At 64.5% G+C, this 25,998-nt stretch carries 29 protein-coding genes; 10 read left to right on the plus strand and 19 right to left on the minus strand.

Features of this window, described 5'->3' with window-relative positions; all coding sequences use genetic code 11:
* Positions 1 to 81: 81 nt before the first annotated feature.
* Both def (LHL23_RS17935) and def (LHL23_RS17940) read right to left on the minus strand, forming a co-directional pair.
* The gene (gene def, locus LHL23_RS17935; RefSeq protein ID WP_222481528.1) at positions 82 to 579 is read right to left on the minus strand and encodes a peptide deformylase; all 498 of its coding nucleotides are present in this window, start codon (positions 577 to 579) and stop codon (positions 82 to 84) included.
* A gap of 14 nt (positions 580 to 593) precedes the next feature.
* Positions 594 to 1,112 carry a peptide deformylase gene (def, locus tag LHL23_RS17940; protein WP_226430948.1) on the minus strand — a complete coding sequence of 173 codons (519 nt, stop codon included), beginning with the start codon at positions 1,110 to 1,112 and terminating at the stop codon, positions 594 to 596.
* 99 nt (positions 1,113 to 1,211) lie between these two features.
* Between def (LHL23_RS17940) and LHL23_RS17945 the strand changes: the two genes are divergently transcribed.
* Both LHL23_RS17945 and LHL23_RS17950 read left to right on the plus strand, forming a co-directional pair.
* Positions 1,212 to 2,384, plus strand: a complete 1,173-nt coding sequence (locus LHL23_RS17945; RefSeq protein ID WP_226430949.1) for a MalY/PatB family protein — start codon at positions 1,212 to 1,214, stop codon at positions 2,382 to 2,384.
* Between the two features lie 2 nt (positions 2,385 to 2,386).
* Entirely contained in the window at positions 2,387 to 2,917 is a 531-nt protein-coding gene (locus LHL23_RS17950; protein ID WP_226430950.1) for a L,D-transpeptidase family protein, read from the plus strand.
* A 16-nt stretch (positions 2,918 to 2,933) separates the two neighbouring features.
* Here the strand turns inward: LHL23_RS17950 and LHL23_RS17955 are convergent, their stop codons facing one another.
* Positions 2,934 to 3,302 carry a hypothetical protein gene (locus LHL23_RS17955; protein WP_222481520.1) on the minus strand — a complete coding sequence of 123 codons (369 nt, stop codon included), beginning with the start codon at positions 3,300 to 3,302 and terminating at the stop codon, positions 2,934 to 2,936.
* A gap of 215 nt (positions 3,303 to 3,517) precedes the next feature.
* Between LHL23_RS17955 and LHL23_RS17960 the strand changes: the two genes are divergently transcribed.
* From LHL23_RS17960 to LHL23_RS17975, 4 genes are all read left to right on the plus strand, one after another.
* Positions 3,518 to 4,492 (plus strand): glutathione S-transferase family protein, encoded by a 975-nt coding sequence (locus LHL23_RS17960; RefSeq protein WP_226430951.1) that lies wholly within the window; start codon positions 3,518 to 3,520, stop codon positions 4,490 to 4,492.
* Between the two features lie 128 nt (positions 4,493 to 4,620).
* The gene (locus tag LHL23_RS17965; protein WP_226430952.1) at positions 4,621 to 5,583 is read left to right on the plus strand and encodes a threonine-phosphate decarboxylase; all 963 of its coding nucleotides are present in this window, start codon (positions 4,621 to 4,623) and stop codon (positions 5,581 to 5,583) included.
* Positions 5,580 to 6,491 (plus strand): adenosylcobinamide-phosphate synthase CbiB, encoded by a 912-nt coding sequence (gene cbiB, locus LHL23_RS17970; RefSeq protein ID WP_226430953.1) that lies wholly within the window; start codon positions 5,580 to 5,582, stop codon positions 6,489 to 6,491. Before LHL23_RS17965 ends, cbiB begins: the two co-directional genes overlap by 4 nt.
* 46 nt (positions 6,492 to 6,537) lie before the next feature.
* Positions 6,538 to 7,707, plus strand: coding sequence for a lytic murein transglycosylase (locus tag LHL23_RS17975; protein ID WP_226430954.1), 1,170 nt, complete (start codon positions 6,538 to 6,540; stop codon positions 7,705 to 7,707).
* Here the strand turns inward: LHL23_RS17975 and LHL23_RS17980 are convergent.
* The 4 genes from LHL23_RS17980 to LHL23_RS17995 all read right to left on the minus strand — a co-directional run bounded on the left by LHL23_RS17980 (position 7,704) and on the right by LHL23_RS17995 (position 13,481).
* On the minus strand, positions 7,704 to 8,048 hold the full coding sequence (locus LHL23_RS17980) for a hypothetical protein (protein WP_319005219.1): 345 nt from the start codon (positions 8,046 to 8,048) through the stop codon (positions 7,704 to 7,706). The genes LHL23_RS17975 and LHL23_RS17980 overlap by 4 nt on opposite strands.
* 70 nt (positions 8,049 to 8,118) lie before the next feature.
* On the minus strand, positions 8,119 to 8,586 hold the full coding sequence (locus LHL23_RS17985; protein ID WP_226430956.1) for a YbjN domain-containing protein: 468 nt from the start codon (positions 8,584 to 8,586) through the stop codon (positions 8,119 to 8,121).
* A 65-nt stretch (positions 8,587 to 8,651) separates the two neighbouring features.
* The gene (locus LHL23_RS17990; RefSeq protein ID WP_226430957.1) at positions 8,652 to 12,107 is read right to left on the minus strand and encodes a chromosome segregation SMC family protein; all 3,456 of its coding nucleotides are present in this window, start codon (positions 12,105 to 12,107) and stop codon (positions 8,652 to 8,654) included.
* A gap of 165 nt (positions 12,108 to 12,272) precedes the next feature.
* Positions 12,273 to 13,481, minus strand: a complete 1,209-nt coding sequence (locus LHL23_RS17995; protein WP_226430958.1) for an aminotransferase-like domain-containing protein — start codon at positions 13,479 to 13,481, stop codon at positions 12,273 to 12,275.
* A 175-nt stretch (positions 13,482 to 13,656) separates the two neighbouring features.
* Here LHL23_RS17995 and LHL23_RS18000 point away from each other — a divergent pair, with 175 nt between their 5' ends.
* A complete protein-coding gene (locus tag LHL23_RS18000) occupies positions 13,657 to 14,427 on the plus strand; it encodes a FadR/GntR family transcriptional regulator (protein ID WP_226430959.1) in 771 nt (256 codons plus the stop codon).
* 73 nt (positions 14,428 to 14,500) lie between these two features.
* Here the strand turns inward: LHL23_RS18000 and LHL23_RS18005 are convergent, their stop codons facing one another.
* From LHL23_RS18005 to LHL23_RS18035, 7 genes are all read right to left on the minus strand, one after another.
* Positions 14,501 to 14,983: a GNAT family N-acetyltransferase gene (locus LHL23_RS18005; protein ID WP_226430960.1), complete on the minus strand. Its 483-nt coding sequence runs from the start codon at positions 14,981 to 14,983 to the stop codon at positions 14,501 to 14,503.
* Positions 14,984 to 15,136: 153 nt separating this feature from the next.
* Complete coding sequence (locus LHL23_RS18010) at positions 15,137 to 15,694, minus strand: F0F1 ATP synthase subunit B (RefSeq protein ID WP_019296634.1); 558 nt, start codon at positions 15,692 to 15,694, stop codon at positions 15,137 to 15,139.
* 4 nt (positions 15,695 to 15,698) lie between these two features.
* The gene (locus tag LHL23_RS18015) at positions 15,699 to 16,226 is read right to left on the minus strand and encodes a F0F1 ATP synthase subunit B' (RefSeq protein ID WP_039147162.1); all 528 of its coding nucleotides are present in this window, start codon (positions 16,224 to 16,226) and stop codon (positions 15,699 to 15,701) included.
* Positions 16,227 to 16,310: 84 nt separating this feature from the next.
* Positions 16,311 to 16,547 carry a F0F1 ATP synthase subunit C gene (locus tag LHL23_RS18020; RefSeq protein ID WP_008553903.1) on the minus strand — a complete coding sequence of 79 codons (237 nt, stop codon included), beginning with the start codon at positions 16,545 to 16,547 and terminating at the stop codon, positions 16,311 to 16,313.
* 89 nt (positions 16,548 to 16,636) lie between these two features.
* A complete protein-coding gene (locus tag LHL23_RS18025; RefSeq protein ID WP_019296636.1) occupies positions 16,637 to 17,437 on the minus strand; it encodes a F0F1 ATP synthase subunit A in 801 nt (266 codons plus the stop codon).
* A gap of 40 nt (positions 17,438 to 17,477) precedes the next feature.
* Complete coding sequence (locus LHL23_RS18030; protein ID WP_222481496.1) at positions 17,478 to 17,822, minus strand: AtpZ/AtpI family protein; 345 nt, start codon at positions 17,820 to 17,822, stop codon at positions 17,478 to 17,480.
* A 195-nt stretch (positions 17,823 to 18,017) separates the two neighbouring features.
* Complete coding sequence (locus LHL23_RS18035; RefSeq protein ID WP_226430961.1) at positions 18,018 to 18,914, minus strand: DMT family transporter; 897 nt, start codon at positions 18,912 to 18,914, stop codon at positions 18,018 to 18,020.
* Between the two features lie 90 nt (positions 18,915 to 19,004).
* On the opposite strand from LHL23_RS18035, the gene LHL23_RS18040 reads away from it, so the two are divergent.
* Positions 19,005 to 19,349: an ArsR/SmtB family transcription factor gene (locus LHL23_RS18040; protein WP_222481492.1), complete on the plus strand. Its 345-nt coding sequence runs from the start codon at positions 19,005 to 19,007 to the stop codon at positions 19,347 to 19,349.
* Positions 19,350 to 19,359: 10 nt separating this feature from the next.
* Here LHL23_RS18040 and LHL23_RS18045 read toward each other — a convergent pair whose 3' ends face one another.
* From LHL23_RS18045 to LHL23_RS18055, 3 genes are all read right to left on the minus strand, one after another.
* The gene (locus tag LHL23_RS18045) at positions 19,360 to 19,770 is read right to left on the minus strand and encodes a universal stress protein (protein WP_226430962.1); all 411 of its coding nucleotides are present in this window, start codon (positions 19,768 to 19,770) and stop codon (positions 19,360 to 19,362) included.
* A 95-nt stretch (positions 19,771 to 19,865) separates the two neighbouring features.
* Positions 19,866 to 20,762, minus strand: a complete 897-nt coding sequence (locus LHL23_RS18050) for a DMT family transporter (protein WP_226430963.1) — start codon at positions 20,760 to 20,762, stop codon at positions 19,866 to 19,868.
* Positions 20,759 to 21,637: a LysR family transcriptional regulator gene (locus LHL23_RS18055; RefSeq protein ID WP_222481486.1), complete on the minus strand. Its 879-nt coding sequence runs from the start codon at positions 21,635 to 21,637 to the stop codon at positions 20,759 to 20,761. Before LHL23_RS18055 ends, LHL23_RS18050 begins: the two co-directional genes overlap by 4 nt.
* 126 nt (positions 21,638 to 21,763) lie before the next feature.
* Between LHL23_RS18055 and LHL23_RS18060 the strand changes: the two genes are divergently transcribed.
* Positions 21,764 to 22,345 (plus strand): FMN-dependent NADH-azoreductase, encoded by a 582-nt coding sequence (locus LHL23_RS18060; protein WP_226430964.1) that lies wholly within the window; start codon positions 21,764 to 21,766, stop codon positions 22,343 to 22,345.
* Between the two features lie 119 nt (positions 22,346 to 22,464).
* A complete protein-coding gene (locus LHL23_RS18065) occupies positions 22,465 to 23,217 on the plus strand; it encodes an aspartate/glutamate racemase family protein (RefSeq protein ID WP_226430965.1) in 753 nt (250 codons plus the stop codon).
* On the opposite strand, the gene LHL23_RS18070 is transcribed toward LHL23_RS18065, so the two are convergent.
* Both LHL23_RS18070 and LHL23_RS18075 read right to left on the minus strand, forming a co-directional pair.
* Positions 23,214 to 23,741 (minus strand): prolyl-tRNA synthetase associated domain-containing protein, encoded by a 528-nt coding sequence (locus LHL23_RS18070; protein WP_222481479.1) that lies wholly within the window; start codon positions 23,739 to 23,741, stop codon positions 23,214 to 23,216. The two genes, LHL23_RS18065 and LHL23_RS18070, sit on opposite strands and share 4 nt — an antisense overlap.
* Before the next feature lie 141 nt (positions 23,742 to 23,882).
* Positions 23,883 to 25,790, minus strand: a complete 1,908-nt coding sequence (locus LHL23_RS18075; RefSeq protein WP_226430966.1) for an elongation factor G — start codon at positions 25,788 to 25,790, stop codon at positions 23,883 to 23,885.
* Positions 25,791 to 25,998: the final 208 nt, after the last annotated feature.

Genomic DNA, 25,998 nt, shown 5'->3' on the forward strand with positions numbered 1-25,998 from the left:
AGTGGGCGTTTCGCGCTTGCCCTGGGGGCGGGGCCGGGCGCGAACCGGGCCGCAGGCGGCCCGGGAGTTCAATCTCCGGCCTCAGCCGTTCAGCTTCTTCGCCTTGCGGATCAGCATGTCGCGCTTCACCTTGCTCAGATGGTCGAAATACATCCTGCCGTTCAGGTGGTCGATCTGGTGCTGCACCGAGGTTGCCTCGATGCCGACGAAATCCCTGCGGTCCACCATGCCCTGCTCGTTGATGAAGCGGACAGTGACGGCGCGCGGGCGTTTGATCTTGGCGGAAACGCCGGGCAGGTTGGGGCTGGCCTCGTCATGCTCGCGCAGCTCGACCGAGGAATGCAGGATCTCCGGGTTCGCCAGCTTCACCGCGCGGCCGCGCTCGGTGGAGCCGTCCACCACCGCCAGCCGCAGCATCACGCCGATCTGGTTGGCGGCCAGGCCCACACCCGGCATCGCCTCCATGGTGTCGACCATGTCGTTCCAGATGCCGCGGATCTCGTCGGTGATCTCTGTCACCTCATCAGCCTTGGTGCGCAGGCGCTTGTCGGGCCAGGGCAGGCAGGTGCGGACGGTCATGTCTGTGTGTTTCCTCAGGCGCGGGCGCGTTCGCGCTTCAGCTTCTGCATCTTGCGGGTGATCATCTGGCGCTTCAGCGGCTTCAGGTAATCGATGAACAGCTTGCCGTTCAGGTGGTCGATCTCATGCTGCACGCAGGTCGCCCACAGCCCGTCGAAGGTCTCGCGCTGCGCATTGCCGTCGCGGTCCATCCATTCGACCTCCACCACCTTGGGGCGGGTCACTTCGGCGTATTGATCCGGGATCGACAGGCAGCCTTCCTCATAGACATTGGTTTCGTCCGAGGCGGAGATGATTTCAGGATTGAACATCACCAGCGGGCGCGGCTCGCCGTCCTCTTCCTTGACGCAATCCAGCACAATCAGCCGCTGCAGGATGCCGATCTGCGGCGCTGCCAGGCCGATGCCGGGCGCGGTATACATGGTTTCCAGCATGTCGTCCGCCAGCGCGCGCAAATCATCGCTCAGGTCCGGCACGGGCACGCAGACCTTTTTCAGGCGGGGATCGGGATGGATCAGGATCGGTCTTTTCATGTGCTTCATGTATGCGATCAGCGGCCCCATCGCAACGCCCCCCTTGCGCGCGCCGCTGCAGCGATTAGCTTCGCAGCCAACGACACGGGAGTTCACCACATGAATTTTGACAAGATCACCGACCGCCGCGGCACTCACAGCTCGAAATGGGACAAGATGGAACAGCTGTTCGGCGTCTCCCCCGAGGACGGTCTGGCAATGTGGACGGCGGACTCCGACTATGAAACTGCACCTTGCGTGATCGAGGCGGTCAGACAGGCCGCTGAGCACGGCGTGTTCGGCTACTCCTGGCAGCACCCGGAATATCTTCAGGCGGTGCAGTGGTGGATGAAGAACCGCCACAGCTGGGACATTAAAACCGATTGGATCCTGACCTCTCAGGGCCTCGGCAACGCCATTGCGCTTTGCCTCGATGTCTGGAGCCAGCCGGGCGACGGCGTTGTGATCTTCTCGCCCGTCTACCATGAATTTGCCCACAAGGTGAACAAGGCGGGCCGCAAGGTGACCGAATGCCCGCTGGCGCGCGACGGCGGCACCTACAATCTGGACCTCGACGATGCGCAGGCGCGCCTGAACGGGACAGAGAAGCTGCTGCTGTGGTGTTCGCCGCAGAACCCTTCGGGCCGGGTGTGGACCCCGGAGGAGCTGCGCGCGGTGGCCGAATTCGCCAAGCGCAACGGGCTGATCCTGGTCTCGGATGAGATCCACCACGATCTGGTCTACCCGGGCAGCACCTTTGTGCCGATGGACGTGGCCGCGCCCGAGGCGCGGCCCTGGACCGTGACCCTGACCGCGGCTTCCAAGACCTTCAACATCGCAGGCCAGCGCACCGGCAACATGATCATCCCGGACCCGGATCTGCGGGCCGCGATGCGGCACCGTCTGAACACGCTGGATTATGACCCCAGCGCCCTTGGCGTGGCGATGATCACCGCCGCCTATTCGCCCGCAGGCGCCGAATGGGTCGATGCCCAGATTGCGCATCTGGAAGGCAACCGGAAACTGTTCGACGAGACCGTGAACGCACTGCCGGGGCTGAAGTCGCTGCCGCTGCAGTCGACGTATCTGGCCTGGGTCGATTTCTCCGGGACGGGCATGAGCCGCGAAGAATTCATCAAGCGGCTGCGCGAAGACGCCAAGATCGCCACCTCGCCCGGCGACGGCTTCGGCACCGGCGGCGAATTCATGGAGCGGTTCAACCTCGCCACTCAGCGGTCGCGGGTGGAAGAGGCCTGCCGCCGCCTGACCAAAGCCTTCTCGGACCTGCAGTAATCATGAAGCGCCTGCTGCGCCTGCTGGCGCTGGTTGTCCTGACCGGCGCCGCGTGGTTGGCCTGGCAGGCCTTTGCCCCGCGTCCCGCGCCGCCGCCGCAATCTGCGGCGGTGGACCGGATCGACCGCATCCTGATCGAGAAATCCGCCCGCCGCCTGACCGCCAGCCGGGATGGCGAGACGGTGCTGGAGTTTCCCATCGCGCTTGGCTTTGCGCCCGCAGGCGACAAACAGCAGGAAGGCGACGGCAAGACGCCCGAGGGTGTTTTCCTCATCGACCGCCGCAATCCCAACAGCGCCTATCACCTGTCGCTGGGAATCAACTATCCGCAGCCCGAGGACCGCGCCCGCGCGCAGGCCGCGGGTGTCAGCCCGGGCGGCGATATCTTCATCCACGGGCAGCCGAACGCGGTGGGCAATCTGGTCACCCTGCCCGGCGACTGGACCGCCGGCTGCATTGCCGTCAGCAATCAGCAGATGGAAACGCTATGGCGCCTGGCAGAGATCGGAACCGAGGTGGAAATCCGCCCCTGAACGGGGAACCTTTGCCTCAGATCTTGCCCTGTGACTGATCGAAGGGGATCAGCCCGGCAGGCCCGTCCGGCGACTTGTAGAAATCCAGGGGCGCTTTGTCCGCGGCGGGGGTCGAGCGCTTGAACTCATAGCGCATCTCGCCGCCCTCTTCCTCACCTGCCACGATCAGGCATTGCGACACGTGCCGGGCGCCGTCGTAGATATCGACCAGCCCGCGCAGCATCGGCGCGGTCTCCGCCTCGACCGAGAAGCCGGTCTTCCACAGCCGCAGCACCGGATACAGCTCATTGTCCGCCATCACCCGCAAACGGCTCTTGCGCCGCATCCCCTGCAGGCGGGCGGTGTCCAGCGCTTCCTGCACGGCTTTGGGTACGTAGGTATTCATAGCAGCAGCCTTCCAAATGCTTGGGTTTACACCGGTCCTTTCTTTCAACGGTGCGTCACAAATATATAAAATCAAGTGAACATTTTCGAAAATTTGACGGCTGCGCAATTTTGTTGCTCCTGTGCAGTGGCGCAGAGCGCTTGCGCGCGGGCTTGCATAGGCGCAGGCCTGCGGCAGGCCTATGTATATCCTGCACAGCAGCAGGAGCAGACGCGATGGGCCTTTTGATCGACGGGAAATGGCACGACAAGTGGTATGACACCAAATCCACCGGCGGCGCCTTCAAGCGCAGCGAATCGCAGTTCCGCAACTGGATCACCGCCGACGGCAGCGCAGGCCCTTCGGGCGAAAGCGGATTCAAGGCGGAAAGCGGCCGCTACCACCTCTATGTCTCGCTGGCCTGCCCCTGGGCTCACCGCACGCTGATTTTCCACAATCTGAAAGGGCTGGAGGACCACATCTCCGTTTCTGCCGTGCATCCTGACATGCTGGGCGAAGGCTGGACCTTCGAGACGGACCAGCACGGCGCCACCGGCGACAGCCTGTTCGGCAACTCGCATCTGCATCAGGTCTACACCCGCGCCGACGCGGAATACACCGGCCGGGTGACGGTGCCGGTGCTGTGGGACAAGGCAAATTCCACCATCGTCTCCAACGAAAGCTCCGAGATTATCCGCATGTTCAACTCGGCTTTTGACGGCATCACCGGCAACAGCGACGACTACTGGCCGGAGGAGCTGCGGGAGCCGATCGAGGCAGTGAACGCCCGTGTTTACAGCACCATCAACAACGGCGTCTACAAATGCGGCTTTGCCACATCGCAGGAAGCCTACGACGAATCCGTCGTGCCGCTGTTCGAAAGCCTGGACTGGCTGGAGGACCTGCTGTCCCAGCACCGCTACCTGCTGGGCGAGCGCATCACCGAAGCCGACTGGCGGCTGTTCACCACCCTGCTGCGCTTCGATCCGGTCTATCACACCCATTTCAAATGCAACCGCAAGCGGCTGATGGATTACCCGAACCTCTGGGCCTACACCCGCGAGCTGTACCAGTGGCCGGGGGTGGCCGGGACGGTGGGAATGGAGCACATCGTGCGCCACTACCACTACAGCCACGACACCATCAATCCGCACCGCATCATCCCGATCAACCCAGAGATCAACTGGCAAGAGCCGCACGGGCGCGGCTGACACCGGGCTGTTCCGCTGCCCAGCCGTAAATAGGGAGTTCACGCACTGCGCGGCTTAGGTTAATACGCGCAGAGCCGCACATGGCAGCCGGCCCAGGCCGGAGCGAACTCTCACCGGTGGCGACCGCGATGCATGACCTCTCTCACGACCCTGCAACCCAGCCCCGCGACCACGGCGGCAACCTGAGCGCTGCCATCGCCGAATTCGGCGGCAGCCGCGGCGGCTGGATGGATCTGTCCACCGGCATCAATCCGCACCCCTACCCGCTGCCGGAGTTCACTGCGGCTGACTGGGGCGCGCTGCCGGATGCGGATGCGCTGGCGGATCTGGAACAGGCTGCCCGCGCATTCTGGAACATCCCCGCTCAGGCGGCTGTTCTGGCCGCGCCCGGCGCCTCTGCCCTGATCGCCGCGCTGCCGGCGCTGGCTGATCCGCGCTGGGTGCAAATCACCAAGCCGACCTACAACGAACACGCCGCCGCCTTCGAGGCCCGCGGCTGGATTGTCCGGGTGCATGGACCGGCCGAAGCCAAGGTGGCTGTGCATCCCAACAACCCGGATGGCCGCATGTGGCGCGAGGATGAACTTTCCGCGCCGCTGACCATCATCGACGAAAGCTTCTGCGACATCTGCCCTGACCAAAGCCTGATCCGAATGGCCGCCCGCCCCGGCGTGGTGGTGCTGAAAAGCTTTGGCAAGTTCTGGGGGCTGGCCGGCCTGCGGCTGGGTTTTGCCATCGGCGATCCCAGACTGATTACGCAGCTGGCAACCTGGCAAGGCCCCTGGGCGGTGTCCGGCCCCGCACTGCGCACCGGCGCGCTGGCCTTGCAGGATCACGCCTGGGCGGAGGCCGCGCGCACCCGGCTGCATCAGGACGCCGCCCGGCTGGACGAACTGGTGCTTGCCAAGGGCGCCAGCCTGGCGGGCGGCACCGATCTGTTCCGGCTCTACAATGTGGATGATGCCGCCGCCTGGCAGGAAAAACTGGCCCGCGCCCATATCTGGAGCCGCATCTTCCCCTATTCGAAAACCTTCCTGCGGCTTGGCCTGCCCCCCGCGGACGGCTGGGCCCGGCTGGAGGCGGCGCTATGACCACCGCCGGGATGCTCGCTGTTGCGCTGCTGCTGGATGCCGCCCTGGGCGAGCCGAAGTGGCTGTGGTCGCGCCTGACCCACCCCGCGGTGCTGATGGGCAAGCTGGTTGGTGTCCTCGACCGCAAGCTCAACAGCGGTCACAACCGCCGCGCCAAAGGCGTTCTGGCAGCCGCGGCCCTGGTTCTGGCAGGCTTCGTCGCCGGCAAGCTGCTAGCCCTGCCCGGCACGCTGGTGGAAATCCTTGTGGCCGCCGTACTGATCGCCCAACGGTCGCTGACAGAGCATGTCGCCGCGGTTGCCAGCGGCCTACGCAGCAGCCTGGACGAGGGCCGCGCGGCGGTGGCAATGATCGTCAGCCGCGACACCGCCAGCATGACCGCGCCGCAGGCTGCGCGCTCCGCCATCGAAAGCGGCGCCGAGAACATGTCGGACGGCGTCATTGCCCCGGCTTTCTGGTTCCTGGTCGCCGGGCTGCCGGGGCTGATCATCTACAAGATGGTCAACACCGCCGACAGCATGATCGGCTACCGCAACGAACGTTATCAGGACTTCGGCTGGGCCTCTGCCCGGCTGGATGATCTGCTGAACCTGATCCCGGCGCGGCTGACCGGGCTGCTGATCGCTGCGGCCGGCGGCCAGTTGCGCCACTGGCGCGCCATCGCAGAGGATGCGCGCAAGCACCGCTCCCCCAACGCCGGCTGGCCCGAGGCGGCCATGGCGCGGGCCCTGAACACCTCGCTGGCCGGGCCGCGCTCCTATGACGGGCAGATGCGCGACTTTCCCTGGGTTCACGGAACAGGCGCCAAAAGCGCCAGCGCCGAAACCATCACCCGTTCCGTTGCGCTCCTTTGGCAGGCCTGGGCGCTTGCGCTGGCCCTGACGGTTGCCATCGCCGCGGTTTTCTAGCACATAAGACCCTGTGGGAGCGGTAAGACCAAGGAGCGCCAGAATCATGCGCCTGATACCCTTTGTCCTCGCAGCGGCCCTGCTGCCAGTTGCGGCATCAGCCCAGTGCGGCGGCGGCTTTCAGAACTTCGTGAAGCTGATGAAGGACGAGGCCGTTCAGGCGGGCTATGACAACGCCACGGTCAATGCCTTCTTTGCCGGCAGCCGCAAGGATTCCCGCGTGCTCAAGGCCGACCGCGGCCAGGGCGTGTTCCAGAAACCCTTCATCGACTTCTCCCGCCGCCTGATTTCGCAAAACAGGCTCCAGCGCGGACGCCAGATGGCGCAGAAGCACGACGCCACCTTCCAGCGGATCGAAAGCACCTATGGCATCGACCGCGGCGTTCTGCTGGCTTTCTGGGCGTTTGAGACCGACTACGGCGGCTATCAGGGCGACTTCAACACCCGCGACGCGCTGGTCACCCTGGCGCATGACTGCCGCCGCCCGGAGCTGTTCCGCCCGCAGGTGTTTGCGGCGCTGGAGCTGTTCAAGCAGGGCAACTTCGACCCGAAACGCACCACCGGCGCCTGGGCCGGTGAGATCGGCATGGTGCAGATGCTGCCGGGCGATATCCTGCAGCATGGCGTTGATGCCGATGGCGACGGCCAGGTCAGCCTGAAGACCTCCGCCCCCGATGCGCTGATGTCCGGTGCGCGGATGCTGTCGCACATGGGCTGGCAGCCGGGCCAGCCATGGCTGCAGGAAGTCACCATCCCCGAAGACCTCGACCTGTCGCTCAGCGGCACCGCGCATAAGAAATCCGTGGCCCAATGGCGCAAGCTGGGCGTCGCCGCGCGGGACGGCAGCCTGCCTGAGCCTTCGATGCGCGCCTCGCTGCTGCTGCCGCAGGGCCACAAGGGGCCGGCATTCCTCGCCTACCCGAATTTCGATGTCTTTTTCGAATGGAACCAGAGCTTCACCTATGTCCTGACCGCCGCCTATTTCGCCAACCGGCTGCAAGGGGCGGAAATCTATGATGCCGGATCGCCCGACAACGGGCTGACCGGCGCCCAGATGAAACAGCTGCAGCAGAAACTGCAGGCGCGCGGCCACAATGTGGGTGAGATCGACGGCATCCTCGGCGCCCGCACCCGTGTCGCGGTGCAGAAAGAGCAAGCCCGCCTTGGCCTGCCCGCCGACGCCTGGCCGACACCGGCGCTGCTGAAAAAGCTTTAACGCACCGGGAACCGCTCACCCTTTTCGGTGATCAGGATGACCCGGCTGCCGTTGCGGACATAGAGATCGCAGCGCCCGAAACCGTTGGTGAAGTCCACACATATGCTGCCGTCCCCGGCGATCCGGTACGTGCCCCAGGCGGTGCCGCCGCCGTTCTCCGCGGAGTAGGTGTAGGCATAGGCGCCGCCGCTGCCGTATTGCGATTCACCGCCGTCAAAGAAACGGAAGGATTGGCCCGGCAACGCCTCCAGTTCCTCCTGCGCAAAAGGTATGTCGCCTGCGTGCAGGCGCCACTCGCCGGCCGGGGCACCGCCCGCCATCAGGCAAAAGAAAAGGGGCATGATCCATCTCATGCCCCCACCCTAGCGGTTGATCCTGCAGCCTGCTGTCACGATCAAGTGACAGGCAGAATTACCAGTCGATGAATTCCTCGAAATCCTGCATGGCGCGGTTCCAAATTCCCACGGCATTGGCAAAGTCGTCCGGGCTCATGCCCTTGTCACCCAGCAGAACGTCCATCTCGATCCGCGCAGACCCCTCCTCGGAGACATAGGCACGGGCGAAACGGTTTTCAGTGTTCCACGCGTTGACCTTGGACAGGCGCACGCTGCCGTCGGTCTGATAGCCAGAGAAAAACTGGATCGCATCACAGTCCGTGTTGTTGTCGCAGCCGTAATAGTAGACCGAGAAATCGTTGCCGTAATACTCGACCTTCAGGTTCGGATCGCCGACGCTGTCGGTGGTCACTTCAACCTTGGCGCCTTCGTCCTTGAAGAAATTGGCGACGCTGTCACCGGTCTTGGCCACTACATTATCAGCCATCGCGGCGGCCGGCGCCATCAGCACCGCGGACGCGGCAATTGCTTTCAGCATGTTCATCTATCACTCCACAAAACTTCGCCGTTGCAAACGCAGGCCGGCGCAGATCCCCCCTGCACCGGGCCTCAGGCCACCATCGCCTCTGCCTTCTTGAGGTCAACCGAAACCAGCTGGCTGACACCTTTTTCCTGCATGGTGACGCCAAAAAGCCGGTCCATCCGCGCCATCGTCACCGCGTGGTGGGTGATGATCAGAAAGCGGGTGTCGGTCTGGCGGCACATCTCGTCCAGCAGGTCGCAGAAACGGGTGACATTGGCGTCATCCAGCGGCGCGTCGACCTCGTCCAGCACACAGATCGGCGCCGGATTCGACAGGAACACCGCAAAGATCAGCGCCATCGCGGTCAGCGTCTGCTCGCCACCCGACAGCAGCGACAGGGTCGACAGCTTCTTGCCCGGCGGCTGGCACATGATCTCAAGGCCGGCATCCAGCGGGTCGTCGCTTTCGACCATCACCAGATTGGCTTCGCCGCCGCCGAACAGGTGGGTGAACAGCATGGCAAAGCTGTTGTTCACCTGCTCGAACGCGGTCAGCAGCCGCTCCCGGCCCTCGCGGTTGAGGCTGGAAATGCCGTCGCGCAGGGTCTTCACCGCGCCTTCCAGGTCCAGCTTCTCGGCAACCAGCGTGTCATGCTCGTTCTGCACCCCGCGGGCATCTTCCTCGGCGCGCAGGTTCACCGCGCCCAAGGCGTCGCGCTGCCGCTTGCAGCGGTCGACCTCGGCTTCCAGCTGGTCCGACGGCGGCATTTCGTCCGGCGACACGCCCAGCTTCTCCAGCAAGGCCTGCGGGGTGATCTGCTGCGCCTCGATGATCCGGCCCGCGGCCTGCGTGACCGCCTCCTTGGCGGCATCGCTGCGCGCCTCGGACCGTGCCCGCGCCTCGCGCGCTTCCGAAGCCAGCCGCTCGCATTCGCGTTCCTTGTGCACCGCCTCGCGCAGCTCGGCCTCCGCCGCGATCAGCGCTTCGGTGGCTGCGGATTTACGCGCTTCGGCCTCAGAGATTGCCTCGTTCAGCTCTTCACGCTTTTCGGCAATCTCTGCCGGAACCGCATTGGCCTCTTCCAACTCCTCCTGCGAGGCTTCGCGGCGCTCGGCCAGCTCCTCGATCCGCGCCTCGGCGCTTTCGAGGCGGTGGCGCCAGCCGGACAGCTCCTTGGTCACCTCCTGCGCGCGCTTGGTGCGGGCCTCGCCCTCGCGGCGCAGCTCGTCATGGCTGGAACGGTGAGTCAGCATGGTGATCCGCGCCGCCTCGACCGACTGCTTGATGTCCTCAACCGCGCTGCGGGCCTGATCCAGATCGCCCAGATCCCCCAGCGCCTTTTCCGCCTCTTTCAACTGCAGGCCGGCGCTCAGCGCGTCCTCTTCGTGACGGGAGACCGCAATGCCTAGGGTTTCCAGCTTGCCTTCGGCCAGGTTGCGGTCGGCCTCGGCCCGGCTGAGGGCGCGGGCCGCATCCGCCACCCGCTGATCCGCCACCCGCCGCGCCTGGCGGGCGTTCTGGTCGGCCAGCGTCACTTCTTCCAGCTTGCGCAACAGCATCTCATGCGCGGCGCGGGCGCCGTCGGCTGTGGCACTGACGCGCTCCATCTCCTGCTTCAGCGCTTCCAGCTTGTTGAGCTGCTCCAGCCTCAGCGCCGCGGCACTTGGCGCATCCTCGGCCCAGGCGCGGTAGCCGTCCCAGCGCCACAGATCACCCTCGACCGTGACCAGCCGCTGACCCGGCAACAGCTGCGCCTGCAGTCCGGCTGCCGCATCGCCGTCCACCAGTCCGATCTGCGCCACCCGGCGCGACAGCGCATCAGGGCCGGAGACAAACAATGCCAGCGGCTCAACACCTTCCGGCAGCGCCGCATCGTGATCATAACCCGGCAGGGCAACCCAGCCGGTCGGCCCGTCCGCTTCCGCCAAGGGCGCGCGCAGATCATCCGCCAGCGCTGCACCCAGCGCCTTTTCATAGCCCGGCGAAACGGTCAGCTCGTCCAGAACCTGGCCGCCCTCGGCAGTGTCGCGTTCCACCAGCTTGGCCAGCGCGGTCACCTCGGCGCGCAGCGCCCCCAGCTCACCCTCGGCCTCGGAGCGCTGCGAGCGCGCTTCGGCCTCGCGGCTCTGGGTTTCGGTGCGCGCCTCGTCAGCTGCCGCCAGCGCCTCTTCCGCCATTTCAGAAGCTTCGCGGGCCTCCTCCTCGGCAGCCACCGCTGCCTCGAACTTCTCTGCCGCCAGCTCCAGCGCCTCCTGCGCCTCGCCCTGTGCGGCGCGGGCCTTCTCCGCTTCACCCTCGGAGCGGCCAAGCGCACGCTGGCAATCCTCGACCGCCCGCCGCGCCGACTGGTGGCGGGCCGCCAGACGGGCCACATCCTCGGTCACCTGCGCCAGGTGATCCTCGCGCGCCTGCAGGATCGACCCCGCATCGCGCGCCAGCTCCGCGGCCTCAGCCAGCTTGCCGTCGTGGCCGTCGCCGGCCTTGGACAGCTCGCGCTGCTCCCATTCCAGCCGTTCGATGGTTTCGCCTGCGTCCTTGTTCAGGCCCGCCTCGCGCTCGATATCGTTGCCCAGCTGCACGATCCGGCTGCTGAGCCGCTCGATGGTCTGGCGCGCCTGCGCCTCCTGATCGCCCAGCGAGTCGCGCTGCACCACCAGCCGCTGCAGGATGGCGGCCGCGATGGCCTCTTCCTCGCGCAGCGGCGGCAGTTTTTCCTCGAACGTGCCGCGCTGCGAAGCCGCGGCGCGCACCAGCGCCTCCGCCTTGGCGGCCTGCTCGACCCGCACCCGCAGCTCATCCTCTGAGGCCAGCCGCGCCTCATCCGCCTCGCGCCAGCGGCGGTACAGCAGCATGCCTTCGGACAGCCGCAGCTTCTCGCCGATCTCGCGGTAGCGCTGCGCCTGCCGCGCCTGTTTGGCCAGCTGCGCCAGCTGTGCCGCCAGCTGCTCGATCACGTCATCGACCCGCAGCAGGTTGGCCTCGGTGTTCTTCAGCTTCAGCTCCGCCTCGTGGCGGCGCTGATAGAGGCCAGAGATCCCCGCAGCCTCTTCCAGGATGCGGCGGCGCGCCTTGGGCTTGGCGTTGATCAGCTCGGCGATCTGCCCTTGCCGCACCAGCGCCGGCGAATGCGCGCCGGTGGAGGCATCGGCAAACAGCATCTGCACGTCACGCGCCCGCACGTCCTTGCCGTTGGATTTATAGGCGCTGCCCACATCGCGGGTGATGCGGCGCACGATCTCCAGCCCGTCGGCATCATTGAACCCCGAGGGCGCCAGCCGTTCGGAGTTGTCGATATTGAGGCTCACCTCTGCAAAGTTGCGCGCGGGCCGCGAGGAGGTACCGGCAAAGATCACATCCTCCATGCCGCCGCCGCGCATCGCCTTGGCGCGGGTTTCCCCCATCACCCAGCGCAATGCCTCCAAAAGATTGGATTTGCCGCAACCGTTTGGACCCACAACCCCTGTCAGCCCATCGGCAATGACCAGTTCGGTAGGATCAACAAAGCTTTTGAAGCCGTTCAGCCTGAGCTTGGAAAACCGCAAAGCTGCCCCTTCGTGATTCCGTATCGAGAAAGTTCAGCGGTTCCTACCCGTTGAGTCAACGCTCCGCACCCCCAAATCGGGGCAAATTCTGTTCATTCCACACCATATCTTGTGGATAACCCGCAGGATACGGCGGTCTTTTGCCAAGCCCGGGGGGATCAGGCGTCAGGCGGACCGCAACACCCGCCCCAACCTGGCAATCCCTTCCTCTATGGCCGTGTGGTTGGAGTTGGAGAAGCTCAGCCGGATCGTGTTCTGACCGCTGCCGTCGGCAAAAAACGCCTGGCCTGGGACAAAGGCCACCCGTTCCGTCTCCAGCGAGCGGGCCAGCAGCTGTGCGCCGTCCATGCCTTCCGGCAGGGTCACCCAGATGAACATGCCGCCCTCTGGCCGGGTCCATTCCACGCCCTCTGGCATATGTTCCGCCATTGCCGCCAGCATCACATCGCGGCGGCGCTGGTAGACCGCGCGCAATTGCCCGGCATGTTCATCGAAACAGGCCTCCGCAACGCCATGCACCGCCATCTGGTTGATCGAAGAGGTGTGCAGATCCGCCGCCTGCTTCAGCAGCACCATTTGCGAAATCACCGGCTTGGCCGCCACTGCCCAGCCGATCCGCACCCCGGGCGCCAGCGTCTTGCTGAATGTGCCGCAATAGATCGTCCGGCAGTCCTCGATCGAGCCCTTCTGTTCCAGTTCCAGCGCCAGAACCGGCGGCACCGGCTCCCCGTCATAGCGCAGCGACTGATAGGCCGCGTCTTCGATGATGGCGCAGTCCAGCGCGTCCGCGAGGTCCAGCAGCCGCAGCCGCCCTGCCCGGTCCAGCGTCTCACCGGTCGGATTGGCAAAGTCCGGCGAGAGATAGGCGAATTTCACCGCACTGCCTGCCTCTGCCGCGCCTTCGGCATAGCTTTCCGCGGTGCGGTTCCCGTTCAGCGACAGCCGGTCAAAACGCGGTTCATAGGCGTTGAAAGCCGCCAGCGCCCCCAGGTACGTCGGCCAGCCGACCAGTGCGGTGTCGCCCGGCGACAGGAACAGCTTGCCCAGGTAATCCAGCGCCTGCTGGGAGCCGGAGGTGATCAGCACGTTCTCCGCGTCGCATTGGATGCCGATCTTTGCCATCTCCGCCACAATCCACTGGCGCAGCGGCAGATAGCCCTCGCTCACCGAATACTGCAGCGCCTGCGCCTGCCGGTCCGGTCTCAGCGCCGCCTTGTAGGCTTCGGCAAACTCATCGGCCGGAAACAGCGCCGGGTCCGGGATGCCGCCGGCAAAAGAGATAATGTCCGGCTGGTCCAGCAGTTTCAGCAGCTCGCGGATTTCCGACGCCTTCATCCGGTTGTTGCGGGTGGCAAAGATCTGGTCCAACTGCATCGCGGCGCTCCTGGCTTATTGGCTCGTCTGGCTTGTGATCTAGGGTCACGGTAGGCGGGCGCAAATTAAAGTCAACAATACTGACCTATTGTTACAGCCTTCGTGATGCCGCCAGCCCTTGCGGCGGAACCTCCCGCGTGGTCATATAAATTGACCAATCCGCCAGAGCGACCAGATGCCATTCCAGAAAGTCCAGCCCGAGAAACTCTCCGCCTCCGTCGTCAAGCAGATCGAGCAGCTGATCCTGCGCGGCATCCTGTCGCCCGGCGAACGGCTGCCTGCCGAACGGGAACTGGCGGAACGGCTCGGCGTCTCCCGACCTTCCTTGCGTGACGCTATCAGCGAGTTGCAGGCGCGCGGCCTGCTGGCCTCCAAGGCCGGCTCCGGTGTGTTTGTCGCCGATGTTCTGGGCTCCGCCTTCTCCCCTGCCCTGATCCAGCTGTTCGCCACCCATGACGAGGCGGTGTTCGACTATCTCTCCTTCCGCCGCGACATGGAGGGGCTCGCCGCGGAGCGCGCCGCTCGGTTCGGGTCAGATTATGACCTGCAGGTGATCCAGGCGATCTTTGACAAGATGGAAGCGGCCGGCAATCCCGCCGTGTCCGAGGAAGCAGCTCAGCTCGACGCCCAGTTCCACTCCGCCATCATGGACGCCAGCCACAACGTGATCATGCTGCACATGATGCGCTCGATGTTCGATCTGTTGCGTGAGGGCGTCTTCTATAACCGCCGGATCATGTTCCAGCAGCACACCACCTATGAGGCGCTCTTGGAACAGCACCGCGCCATCAACGCCGCCCTGCAGGCCCGCGACTCGCAGGCCGCCCGCACCGCGGTCGAGGCGCATCTGGACTATGTGAAACAGGCCCTCACCGACCATCAAAGGGCTGAGCGTAACGCCGAGGTGGCCCGGCAGCGGCTGGAGCATGAGACGGGCAAGGGGTGAAGGAAAGGCCAATGGCCGAAATGCGGGACAATCCGCACATTTCGGCCATGCCAGACTGCTAGAACCGGCTCAGTCAGAGGTCGTAAGCCATGAAGACAGCGCCGGGATACGAAATGTGGCTCATTGGTGGAACCTCCTTGAAACCACTCTTCGCGTAGAGCGCCCTTGCCGGTTTCTGGTAATCACCGACATCAAGAACGATTCGTGCGTAGCCAAGCGACCTGGCCTTCTCAATCAAGGTGGCGATCAATGCCTCACCAATACGATGCCCTCGCATTTCGGGCAGCACAAAAAGCCTTTTTACCTCGCATGATTGGTCATCTAAGCGCCGCAGCGCGATGCAGCCGACATATGCACCGTCTGGCGCACGAGCGCCGAGCAGCGTGCCGTCTGGCGAACAATAGGGTATCGGCAGCCTACCGATTTCGGCATCGATTCCATGGATTTCAGGCGCGATTCCATGATCCTTTTCCAGCCAGTCCGCGTATCGCCTAAACAGTTCCCCAATCCCAGTCAGATTGTCTGAACCATTCAGTTCGTCAATGCAAAATCCCATGTCAGTGTCTCCAGACCACCGATCAGATGATGCCCTTGATCGGTATAACCACAATACAGTTTAGTCTGCTTTGGACTCAAAACGCCCCTTCCCCAAACAAAAAACCCGGCCACTCGGACCGGGTTCTTTTAACTTGTCTGTATCAGCCAGCGCTTAGTGCAGCTTGGCGTCCACATCCGCGATGGCGGCGTCGATCAGCTTGTTGGCCTCGGCGGCGGTCATCTGCTTGGAGATCACCTGGTCCGCAGCGGCAACAGCGATGGAGATCGCCTGGTCGCGCACTTCCTTCACAGCCGAAGCTTCTGCCGAAGCGATCTGCTCCTCGGCAGCCGCCAGACGGCGGGCGATGGAGGTTTGCAGATCGGCCTTGGCCTGCTCAGCTGCACGGGCAGCTTCGTCACGGGCGGCAGCCACGATCTGGTCGGCCTGGGCCTGAACTTCCTGCTGCTTGCGCTCATAGGAGGCCAGAACGGTCTGGGCCTCTTCACGCAGGGCGCGGGCTTCGTCCAGTTCCTTCTGGATGCCTTCGGCGCGGTTGTCGAGCTGGCCAGCCAGCAGCGACGGCACCTTGGCAAACAGCAGGATGCCGATGAACAGGATGAACGCCAGCGCAACAACCAGGTTGGTGTTGGACAGGTCCATGCCGCCGCCGGCCGCAAACGCGGGCGAAGCCGCGCCAAGGGTCAGGGCAAGAGCGAGAATATTGCGCATGTCCTTATCCTTTCGTCCGCTCGGCAACTGCCGCGGCAACTGCGTCTTTGTCTGCCGAACCGCCCAGAGCAGAAACCAGCGCTTCTGCGGTATCAGTGGCCACGGCCTTCACGCTTTCCAGCGCGCCAGCCTTGATTTCGGCGATAGCCTTTTCGGATTCGGCGGCCTTGGCAGCGATCTGCTCGTCTGCTTTGGCGATGGCCTCATCCAGCCCGGCCTGGATCTCTGCGCGGGTCTCAGCAGCGATGCGCTGAGCCTCGGCACGGGCATCCGCCAGAGCTTTGTTATATGCGTTTTCGGCCTCGACAGCCTTGGCTTTCAGGTCTTCAGCCGCGGCGAGGTCGTTGGTGATGGTCCCCTGACGCTCGGCCAGCACCGCAGCGATGCGGGGCAGCGCGACGCGCGACAGAATGAGGTAGATCACGACCAGGGCGACCACGAGCCAGAAGATCTGGTTCCCGAAGGTCGAGAAGTCCAGCTGCGGCATTGCGGAACCGCCGCCGTGTGCTGCCTCTTGCGTATTTGATGCCATGTCGTCCTCCTTGGGAACTTGCCGTTACACCGGGCAGCGCAGGATCTGCACTGCCCGGCCGTAAGGAAATAGGTTCCTAAGGTCTTAGACGGCGAACATCAGCAGCAGAGCGACCAGGAACGAGAAGATGCCCAGTGCTTCTGCAAACGCGATGCCGATGAACAGGGTTGCGGTCTGGCCGGCAGCTGCCGACGGGTTACGCAGAGCGCCTGCCAGGAAGTTGCCAGCCACGTGGCCCACACCGATTGCGGCTGCGCCGGAACCGATTGCTGCCAGGCCTGCGCCGACGAACTGACCGAGTTGTGCGATATCGCCTTCCATGATTTCTCTCCTTACGATGGAATGTGGTGATTTCTAGGGTGGGCGGGGCCGGTCAGGGCGCCGCCCGCTTAGCTTTTCAGATCCTGGCCTTAGTGGCTCGGGTGCAGTGCATCCTTCAGGTACACGCAGGTCAGGATGGTGAAGACGTAGGCCTGAATGAAGGCCACCAGAACTTCGAGTGCGTAAACTGCGGTGATGGCAAAGATCGGCAGGAAGCTGAACATGCCCAGTGCTGCGGCAAAGCCTGCGAACACTTTCAGAACCGCGTGGCCAGCCATCACGTTACCGGCAAGACGGATGGAGTGGCTGACGGGGCGCACGAAGTAGGAAATCAGTTCGATGATGGCCAGGACCGGGCGGAGCGCCAGCGGCGCGCTCGACACCCAGAACAGGCCCAGGAAGCCAACACCGTTCTTGACGAAGCCAACGACGGTCACGGTCACGAACACCAGCGCCGCCAGAACCGCGGTCACCGCGATATGCGAGGTGGTGGTGAAGGAGCCGGGGATCAGGCCCAGGAAGTTGGCCATCACGATGAACATGAACAGGGTCATGATGTAGGGGAAGAACTTGACGCCGTCCTTGCCGGCAACGTCCTCAACCATCTTGTAGATAAAGCCATAGGCCAGTTCCGCAACCGACTGGGCGCGGCCCGGCACGATAGCGCGGCGCGAAGAGCCCAGAACCAGAAGCGCGAACACGGCAGCAACGGCCAGTGCCATCCACAGGGTCACGTTGGTCGGGGTGTACCAGGAGATGTGATCGCCGAACAGCGCGCTCACCTGGAACTGATCCATCGGGTGGATCGCCAGCTTTGCTTCCGCCGGAGCGAAAATCAGACCCGACACAACCACCAGTGCCAGAGCTGCGAAAAAGAAAATTTTGCCCATCGGTCCGCTTCTCCTGTCGCCGGTCGCCGATCCCGTCGGATCAGTCCCGGTCTTGCGCATTTTTGTCGGCCTCATCGGCCAGTTTCTGTTCCTGGATCTCTTGCGCGGTGCGAAGCATCGTCTTCACCCCAGCCGCCAGGCCCAGCATTATAAACAGCACCATGAAGATGGGCAGGGTTCCAAACAGGTGGTCCAGCCCGTATCCGATGCCAAAGCCGATCCCGAGACCGGCCACCAATTCGATCACCATCCGCCAGGCCTGATTGGCCAGGGAATAATGCTCATCCGCGCGCGGCTTGGGCTCCTGGGCCTTACGCGCCGCCGCCAATTTCTCCTCAAGCTGCGCCATGCGCTGCTTTTGGTCGTCATCGGTCACGGGCGCCATCCTCACGCGAATTTCTATGCAGGGTGCTAAGGCCACGGGGCTTAGGAGTCAATTACAAGGATCGATGATTCAAAATATGCACAGTCATCTGTTTTCAAACGATAATTTTCAGATCGCCACACACCGCGCCGCTCTGCCGCAGCCGCCGTTAGCGCCAAACTGCCCCGGATTCCATATTCAACCGAAAGGTTGATTTTACCGGAGGGGTGGTTTTGCCAGCCGCCAGCGCACGAGCCGCCCGTCGATCAGCAGCAGCCCCAAGAGGATTGCCGCCATGCCCCACAGGTGTTCTGCCAGCAGCGTCTCGCCCAGGATATAGGTGCCCAGAAACAGCGCCGAGACCGGCGCAATCAGCGTCGGCATCGTGATGTTGGTCGGCCCCACCTTGGGCAGCACCCAGTAAAAGGCGATGAAGGCAGCCGAGGTCAGCACAAAGCCGATCATCAAGAGCGACGCCCAGGTTTCCATGCGGGTGATCACCGGCAGCCCCTCGCTCCAAAGCGCCAGCGGCGTAATTGCCGCGGTGGAGCCGGTCAGCGCAATCGCCACCAGCACCACCGGCTCCATATCCCGGAAGCTGCGCGCAATATTGACGGAGAAGGCGTAGCACAGCGGCGCGCACAGGGTGATCAGCACGGCCCAGGCTTCCGAGGACTGCCCGCCCTTCAGAATTGGCAGCGACAGCAGCACAATGCCCAGGAAACCGCAGAGCACCCCCAGCGACTTCTGCACCGTCGCCCGTTCGCTGCCGGGCCAGAAATGCGACACCACAACCGCCAGCGCAGGCGTGGTCGCGTTGACGATCCCCGCCACGCCGCTGGCGATATGCTGCTGGCCCAGCGCATAGAAGGCAAAGGGCGCTGCATAGCTGAGCGCGCCGAACCCGAACAGCGCCAGCCAGCGCCCCGCCCCGGCAGGCACCTTCTTGCGGGCGGCCAGCACGTAGATCCAGCAGCCCAGCGCTCCGAATCCGACCCGCCCCATGGACACTGACAGCGGCCCCAGCTCGCGCAGCAGGATGGCGTTGAACATGAACGACATGCCCCAGCCGATGCCGAGAATGAAAATCACCGCCCAATAGCGCAACGCCATATCCGCCGCCCCCTCAAGATGCCCTGCACCGATCCATCGCAGCTTTTGCAGGATTGTCGACCCGGTTCTTGACCTTTAGGAGTATCAGGCATGAGCGACACCCTCGACACCGTCTTTGCGGCGCTGGCCGACCCCACCCGCCGGGCGATCCTGACCATGCTGTTGGAAGACGACATGGCAGTGACCGACGTGGCGGAGCCGTTTGAGATGTCGCTGGCGGCGATTTCCAAGCACCTGACGATCCTGACCCGCGCCGGGCTGATCGCGCAGGAGAAGCGCGGCCGTGTCAAATGGTGCAAGCTGCAGCCCGACGCGATGCGGGCTGCTTCCGTGTGGATGCAGGGCTTTGGCCAGTTCGAGCCGGTGAACCTGGATGCTTTCGAACGCTTCCTGGCGGCAGAGCACCTGTCAGAGGACGCCCCCACCGAAACCTAGGGGCAGAGGCCTAGCGGACGACAAACACCGAAATTTCGGAATGCAGCACCAGGTGGCTGGCATGGGACGAAAATACATAGTCCAGGATGCCGGGCATATGCGTCGCAACCACGATCAGGTCCACCTCAAGCTCTTTCGCGGTCCGGGTCAAAATGGAGTCGATCTCCGACCCGACATCCACGGAATAGATCGGCAGCCCCTCAACCCTTGCGCCGCTGCTCTCGGCAACCTTGCTGGCAAGCGCAGCCAGTTCATCGCCGGATGAGCCCACGGTATGCGCGCCCTTGACCTGCTGATCCGTCACATGAACCAGCGTCACGCGCGACCCGTGGTTCTTGGCGAAATCCGCCGCAACGTTTATTGCCTTCTTGACAGCCGGGGGCATGTGCAGGTCGACGGGCACCATGATATGCTTGAACATTCTTCCCTCCTTCTCCTGACGCGTCCCTCAGGGCCAGTATAGCGGAAAACAAGGGGCTTATGTTGACTTGCCGCAAGCGCGCCACGGGTCGGCGCTCAGGCGCGCACCGGCTTGGCGTCTCCTTCCAGCAGCATCGCCAGCGCGGCCACCGACATCACCACCCCGATCAGCACCATGCCCGGCGGCGCGCCGCGGCCCAGCGCGATCTCCCACAGGATCACCCAGCTGGGGGTCAGATAGGTATAGGCCATCACCTTGGCCGAGGGCAGCCGCAGGGTGGCGTACTGCAACAGCACAAAGGTGGCAGAGCTGGCAAAGACCGCCAGATAGACCAGGCCGATCCAGACAATGCCCGGCAGCTGCATCCAATCGGTGGCCAGAATATCCTGCCAGCCGAACGCCGCCAGCAGCGCGCCGCCCGCCAGCAGCATGCCGAAAGTGAACACCACCGCAGGCTCGCCCCGGTTCAGCTTGCGCACCATCGGGGTGTAGATGGCGTGCAGCACGCAGCCCCAGAAATAGATGATCTCGCCCTGGCCGATCTGGAACGCCGCCAAGGCACCCAGGTCGCCGCGCACGATCACCCAGACCGCTCCGGCGGCGCCAATCGACAGGGCCAGCGCCATCCAGCGGGTGGTCACCTGCCGCAGCAGCAGCCAGCCAAAGCCTGCGCTCATCACCGGCACCAGCGTGAACACCGCCGCCGCGCTGACCGGCGCCGCCGTCTGCAGCCCGTAGAACATCAGCACGAAATAACCGCCGAACAGCCCGCCCAGCACTGCAAACCGCCAGGGCGCCCTGAAATGCGCGCGCTGCATCCCGGTGGTCGCCAGCGCCGCAACGCCGATCACCACCGCGGCAATGCCGAACCGCGCCGCGTTCAGCGCCGCGGGGGCGATCTCATTCGCCACCATCACGCCCAGCGAGAACGAGCCCGCCACCAGCGCCGAAAACAGCAGCATCGCCAGATGCCCGCGCAGCGCCTCGCTCACAGCTGCCAGTCCTTGGCCTGTTCCTTAAGGAACTTCAGGAAGGTCTGCACTTTGGTGGTGCGGTGCAGGTCCACGTGGGTCACCAGCCAAAGGGTGCCCTCCCACTCTTCCTGCGGTGCCATCATTTCCACCATATCCGGCTGCTGCCGCGCCTCCCAGGCCGCCATGAAGCCGATCCCGGCGCCGCTGCGCACCGCGTTTTGCATGGTGAAGCCGTTGGAGCAGCGGAAGGAAATCGCCTCTGCCGGCGCATTGGCCCGCAGCCAGCGCGAAAACGGGGCGCGGCTGTTTTCATCGTCATTGCCGATGAACCGGTGGTTGGCCATGTCCTCCACCCCCTGCAGCACGCCGTATTTCTCGACATAGGATTTGGCGGCATAGAGCCCCACCTGCTGCTTCATGAAAGGCTGCACCACGTTGTCCGGCTGATCCGGCGCGTTTCCCGCCCGCACGGCCACATGCGCCTCGCCGTATTCCAGCCGGAACAGCCGGTCGCCGGTCAGATAGCGGATGATCAGCCCGGGATGCATGTCCTGAAAGTCTTTCAGGGCCGGCACCAGCATCGGTGCGAAAGACGCCAGCGAGGTCACCACTAGCTCGCCCGAAACATCGTCGCCCTGCCCCTTCAGCCGCCCCACCAGCTGGCTGAACTGGTCATCGGTCGCCTGCGCCACCCGCAAGAGATCCTGGCCGGCCTCCGTCGGCGTGTAGCCGCGGGCATGGCGCTGGAACAGCTTTACCCCCAGCCGCGCCTCGATCGCGTCGATATGGCGGATCACCGTGGCATGATGCACGCCCAGCACTTCTGCCGCGCCGCTGACCGTGCCCATCCTGGCCACCTGGTATGCAGTGCGGACCTCATCCCAATTGTCCATGGCAGCCTCCTTGCCTCCAGACGCACCAACTGCGCACCAGCGCACAAATCCTGTGGGCAAAGCGGCGTTGAGTTCGAAAATGCAATAACCCAAATTCCTGTCAGCAACAAGCACAGGAACACGACCATGACCACCACCGTTCTCCACATCGACTCCTCCGCCCGCACCGAAGGCTCGATCAGCCGCGACCTCTCCGCACAGATCACCGCCCGCCTGGGCGCGGACAATGTGATCCGCCGCGACCTGGCTGTGCCGCTGCCGCTGCTGGACGGCGCCTGGATCGGTGCCAACTTCACCCCCGCCGACCAGCGCAGCGAGGCAGACAAACAGCTGCTCGCCCTCTCCGACTCGCTGGTGGAGGAGCTGAAACAGGCCGACACCATCGTGATCGGCACGCCGATCTACAACTTCTCGGTGCCCTCCACGCTCAAGGCCTGGATCGACCTGGTCGCCCGCGTCGGCGTCACATTCCGCTACGAGGAAACCGGCCCCATCGGCCTCCTGGAAGGCAAGCGCGCCATCATCGCGGTGGCCTCCGGCGGCACCCAGGCCGGGTCCGACATCGACTTTGCCACCACCTATCTGCGCCACGTGCTGGGCTTCATCGGCATCACCGAGGTTGAGATCGTCGCCGCCGACGCCCTGATGGTTGACGCCGACAGCGCCCTGGCAAAGGCAAAAACCCAGATCGAGGCGCTGGCAGCCTGACCCCCGCTGCCCTGCGCATCTGCCGTCAGCCGCCCCCGGCTGGCGGCATTTTAACGTTTGGCAGCCGGCTGCCGCCATGCCACTCTGCCCGCATCCGCATTTCAAGGTCAGGTGATTTGATGAAGAAGATCGGCATTCTCGGCGGCGTCGGCTGGGCTTCCACCATCGACTATTACCGCGCCCTTTGCGAAGGCGCCGGGCGGTTCTTTGCAGGCCGCGGTGCGGGCTCGCCGCTGCCGGTGCCGCCGATCACCATCGAATCCGTGGTGCAGGCGCAGACCCGCGCGTTGCGCGGCCGCCCGGGGGATGAGGCCAGCTGGGCCGCCTTCGACGCCGTCTTCCGCGAGGCGATGCTGACGCTGGAGCGGGCCGGCTGCGACTTCGCCATCATTGCCTCCAACACCCCGCACGCACGCCTGCACGCGATCCGCGAAGGCGTGATGATGCCGGTCCTCAGCATCTTCGACGCCACGGCAATAGCCACCGCTGCAACCGGCGCCACCCGCGCACTGGTGCTGGGCACCGCCGTCACCATGCAGGCCCGCAACTATGCCAACGTGCTTGCCGCACAGGGCGTCAAAGCAAATGATACCCTGCCGCAGGACGAGATCGCAGAAATGCAGGCCATGATCGACGAGGATTTCTACGGCGGCGCATCCAGCGGCGCACAGGACCGCCTGCTGCGGTTCTGCCAGAAACACGCCCAGCCGGGCACTGCCGTCCTGTTGGCCTGCACCGAGCTGCCGCTGGCCTTTCCCGATCACATCGACGACGTCAGCTTCGAGGCCGGCGGCTTCCTGTTCGTGAACCCCTCCGCCGCCCATGTCGCCGCCGCGCTGGATCTGGCGCTGGAGGATGAAAAGGGAGCTTAGACCCAGCGCACCTCAACACCGATGCGTTCAAAGAACGCCATCACATCATCGCGCTTCATTGCCACCGTGCGGTCGTTGACCAGCGGGTGCATATAGATCACGTCGGCCTCTTGCGCCTGCGCATCCATATAGAAGGTGACGCCCTTTTCCGCGCCGGTGATCATCGCCAGCGGGCTGACTGCGCCGGGGCGGATGCCGAGGTTCTCCATCAGCCGGTCGGCTGAACCAAAGGACAGGTTGCCTGCGCCGATCTCCGCGCCCAGCGACTTCAGGTCGATCTCGCGGTCCTGCTGCAGCGTCACCAGGTAATTCCGCTTCTTCTTGTCGCGCAGGAACAGGTTCTTCAGCCGCAGCGCGTTTTCGCCCGGCACCATGAACTGCTCCTCGACCCCCTTGGCATCCTCCACCGTGCGCAGCGGCACATGGGTATGCAGCTGATAGGCAATGCCCCAATCATCCAGCTGCTTCAGCAGCGCGTCCGAGGAAATGGGCAGGCTGTCCTGATAGGCCGATGACGCATCCATGATCTTTCTCCGCAAGCCGTTCCGGGTTGCCGTGCAGATCACAAAAAACAGCGCCAGGGCGCAAGTGCTGTTCCGCCCCTTGCACCCCGTTTTGCGCCATCGCAGTGGAGGGCGGGCGCTGCCGCCCGCCGCCCGGCCGCATCACGCCTCGGCGAAATCGGCCCTTCGCGCCTCCTCGTAGTGGTCGAAATCGGTGCTGAACCAGCCGGTGCCGCGGGTGGCGCTGGCCAGGGTGCTGCACAGTTCATCCTGCGCCGACATCGGCAAGAGCGTCTCAAACACGTCCCAGCCCGCGGCGCCCTCCTCAGCCTCAAAGCCCAGGATCTGCCCCTTCATGCCGCTCACCACCGGCACCAGCCCGCCGGTGAACACCGATGGCACATGGATATGCACCCGCATGATCGGCTGCAGCAGGGTCAGCCCGGCCTCACCAAGGGCTTCCTTCACTGCGTTTTTGCCCGCGGTGCGGAAGGCATAGTCGGAGCTGTCGACCGAATGGTGCTTGCCGTCCTTCAGCGTCACGCAGACATCCACCACCGGGTGGCCGTTCAGACCCTGCGCCAGCGCCTCGCGCGCGCCCGCTTCGACCGAGGGGATGTAGTTCTTGGGCACCGCGCCGCCCTTCACCGTTTCCTCGAACACGAACCCGCTGCCGCGCGGCAGAGGCTTCACTTCGATCACCACATCGGCAAACTGCCCGGCGCCGCCCGACTGCTTGCGGTGGCGGTGATGCACCTGCACGGATTTCTTTATGGTCTCGCGCAGCGCCGGCGGCACCGGCGCCTCTTCCACCTCGACGCCGAACTCGTCCTGCAAAGTCTGCTTGATGCGGCGCATGTGCAGCGGCCCCTGCAAATTCAGCAGCACATGGCCGCTGGCCTCATCCTGCCCCACCTTCAAGGCCGGGTCGATCTCCGCCAGCCGCTCCAGCGCACCCGACAGGCGGGCGTCGTCGCGCTCATTCACCGGGGTGATCACCCGCCGAAAAACCGAGGGCCGCGGCTGTGCCCAGTCCGGCAGCGGCGCTGCACCGTCCGGCCCGTAGGCATAACCAAGGTTCAGATGGTCCGATTTCACCGCTTGCCCCATGTCGCCCGGCGTCAGGCTGGTATTGGCCGCCGATCCGACGCCGGTCAGCGCTCCAATCGCCGCGCCGCCAACCGAAAGGCCATTGCCGACCTTGCCATCCAATGCGCGCACCATCACCGTCTTGCCCAGATGCTTGACCAGATCGGCCATGCAGCCGACAGCGACCACCTTGCCGCCCTGAGACAGCCGCTCCAGCGCGACACCGACATCGGGCGCCTCGTGGCGCAGCGATTTCATCAGCCGCAAGATGCCGTTCTTGTGCTCGGCCGATCCCATCAGCGCCGGGATCAGGTCATTGTGCTGCAGCACCTTGGTGGCCACGTCATAGACCTCTTCCGGCATCACCTTCTGATCCTCGATCAGCTCCTCCAGCAGCGTGTCGTCGAAATCGGCCAGCGCCTCCAGCAGTTCGGTCCGCGCTTCCTGCTCGCGGGCATACATCGCCACCGGCAGTTCGATCAGCGCCGAGGGCTTGCCCTCCTGATACTGCCAGGCGCGTTCGGAGATCAGATCCACAGCACCCACAACCTGGCCATCCTCGCGGATCGGCACCTGCCGCAGGATGATGTTGTGGCTGCAATAGGCCTGAAGCGCGGCAACGATTTCCGCCACCCGGTCCGCTGCCTGGTCCATCCGGTTGACAAAAATAAAGGCGGGGATCCCCGCCTCCTCCAGCTTGCGCAGATACGGCGCGCTCAGCACCGCAGCGCCGGCATCGGCCGGAACGCAGAGGACGGCGGCATCACTGGCGGCCAGCGCCGGCCCTGCCTGCGCAAGATTGTCGGCACCGCCCGCGATGTCGATCGCGGCCCAGTCTTCCCCCATAAATGAAAAAGGCTGCAAAGCGGCGACGCCTGCAACCTCCTGCCGTTTGCCAGCGGCACTGTCCAAATGGGCCAGCGCCGAAGCCAGCGTTGATTTGCCGGACTGCGACGGTCCCAGAATAGTGAAAACGCGCATGTTCTCAGATCCTCCCTTAGCTGATGCGGCTGCCCGGAGAGGAGCGCGGACCCGGAGGTTCGCGTGACGTGCCTGTGCTGAAGATCTGCCTCGGTGCCCTCGCGGGCAGCCCCTGGCCGGCAAGCGGACGGCAAAGGGCCAACCTCCTGATGTTGGCCAAGCAGCCCCTGCCGAGTCAAGCACGCAGAGGGCGTAGCGGCGGCGCCTC

Origin of the sequence: Leisingera sp. McT4-56, from assembly GCF_020514995.1 — a bacterium.
Lineage (GTDB): Bacteria > Pseudomonadota > Alphaproteobacteria > Rhodobacterales > Rhodobacteraceae > Leisingera > Leisingera aquaemixtae_A.